This is a genomic window from Bradyrhizobium retamae, from assembly GCF_001440415.1.
Lineage (GTDB): Bacteria > Pseudomonadota > Alphaproteobacteria > Rhizobiales > Xanthobacteraceae > Bradyrhizobium > Bradyrhizobium retamae.
Genome location: NZ_LLYA01000086.1, coordinates 1 through 2224, shown reverse-complemented (window position 1 = coordinate 2224; position 2224 = coordinate 1). Strand labels below are relative to the sequence as shown.

The 2224-nt window shown below is 68.9% G+C and carries 1 protein-coding gene; it reads left to right on the top strand.

Annotated features, from left to right (window positions below; translation table 11 throughout):
- The coding region (locus CQ13_RS10855) for an AMP-binding protein (protein ID WP_156433616.1) at positions 1 to 2224 on the top strand (2224 nt) is incomplete at both ends.

Here is a 2224-nt window from a genome sequence, read left to right as displayed (position 1 = left end):
TCGAGACGGCGCTGGCGACGATCTGGGCCGAGCTTCTGGGTGTTGAGCGGGTCGGACGGAACGACCACTTCTTCGAACTGGGCGGCCACTCGCTCTTGGCGGTGCAGCTGATCGAGCGTCTGCGGCGGCTGTCGCTGGGGGTGGAGGTGCGGACTTTGTTCGCCAGGCCGGTGCTGGCGGATCTGGCCGCGAGCCTGCGCAGTCATCACGACGTGGCGGTGCCGGCCAACCTGATCACGGCAGAGAGCCGCTCGATCACGCCGCAGATGCTGCCGCTGATCGAGCTGACGCAGGGAGAGATCGACCGGCTCCTCGCCACGGTGCCCGGCGGCGTCGGCAACATCCAGGATATTTATGCCTTGTCGCCGCTGCAGGACGGCATCCTGTTCCATCATCTGTTGGCCCGCCAAGGCGATCCGTACCTGCTGGTGTCGCAGATGGCGTTTGCCGACCGTGGCGTGTTGGACCGCTATCTTGCCGCGGTTCAGCGGGTGGTGGACCGGCACGACATCTTAAGGACGTCGTTTGTCTGGGAGGGCCTGTCGCGCGCGGCCCAGGTGGTGTGGCGGAACGCGCCACTCAATGTGACCGAGGTCGAGCTGGATGGCTCCGGCGGTGCTGGCCACGCGCAGCTCAGGCTGAGGTTTGATCCGCGCCAGCACCGCATCGATCTTGGCCGGGCCCCGCTGTTGCGGTTTGTGATCGCGCGCGAGCCCGGCAGCGCGCGCTGGCTGCTCTTGCAGCTGCAGCATCATCTGATCGGGGATCACACGACGCTGGAGGTGATGCATGCCGAGGTTAAGGCCGTACTCGGCGGGCGCGACCATGAGCTGGCCGCCCCGCAGCCGTTCCGCAACCTGGTGGCGCAGGCGCGCCTGGGCGTTGGTACCAAAGCGCATGAAGAGTTCTTCCGGGGACTGCTGGGGGACATCGATGCGCCGACCACGCCGTTTGGCTTAAGCGAGGTCCACGGCGACGGCTGCGGGGTTCATGAGGCGCATCGGAGGCTGCCGCAGGCGCTCAACGCGCGATTGCGCAGCCAGGCGCGGCGGCTTGGGGTGAGCCTGGCCAGCCTGTGCCATCTGGCGTGGGGACAGGTGGTGGCGCGCAGCAGCGGCCGCGAGCAGGTGGTGTTCGGCACGGTGCTGTTTGGCCGCATGCATGGCGGCGCGGGTGCCGACCGCACCATGGGCCTGTTCATCAACACGCTGCCGCTGCGGCTTGATCTGGACGGCACCGGGGTCGAGGCGAGCGTGCGGACCACGCACGCCCGGCTGGCCGAGCTGCTGGCGCATGAGCATGCCTCGCTGGCGTTGGCGCAACGCTGCAGCGGCGTTGCGGCGCCGGCGCCGCTGTTCAGCGCGCTGTTGAACTACCGCCACACCGCGCCGGCGCTCGCTTGCGGACCGGATGCTGGGCTGGGCGGCGTGGAATGGCTGGGCGGGGAGGAACGCACCAACTATCCGCTGACCCTGTCGGTGGATGATTTTGGCGAGGCGCTCGGTCTGACGGCGCAGGTGGCGGAGCCCGTCTCCGCGGATCGGGTCTGCGGCTACATGCAGCGCGCGCTCGAGCAACTGGCCGACGCGCTGGAGCAGGCGCCGAACACGCCGGTGCGCGAGCTGGATATCCTGCCGTCCGCTGAGCGCGCGTATCTGCTGGAGGAGCTGAACCGGACGGCGGCGCCGTATCCCGAGCAGCAGTGCATCCATGAGCTGTTCGAGGCGCAGGTGCGCCAAGCGCCGGATGCGGTGGCGGTGGTCGATGCGGAGGAACGCGTAAGCTATGGCGAGCTCAATGCGCGGGCGAACCGGCTGGCGCACCACCTGATCGCGCTCGGGGTCAGGCCGGACCAGCCGGTGGCGATCTGCCTTCAGCGCAGCATCGCGATGGTGGTCGGGCTGCTGGCGATCCTCAAGGCGGGCGGGGCGTATCTGCCGCTGGATCCGGCCTATCCGAGCGCGCGGCTGCACCAGGTGCTCAACGATGCGGCCCCACACCTGTTGCTGGCCGATGTGGCCGGCCGCGCCGCACTCGGCAGCGATGCGCTACTCGATCTGACGGTGGTCGATCTGGAGACGGCGACCCCGGCGTGGGCGCAGCTGCCGGCCGCGAACCCGGACCCGCGCGCCCTCGGTCTGACCTCGCGCCATCTCGCCTATGTGATCTACACCTCAGGATCCACCGGAACGCCCAAGGGCGTCATGGTCGAGCATCGGGGATT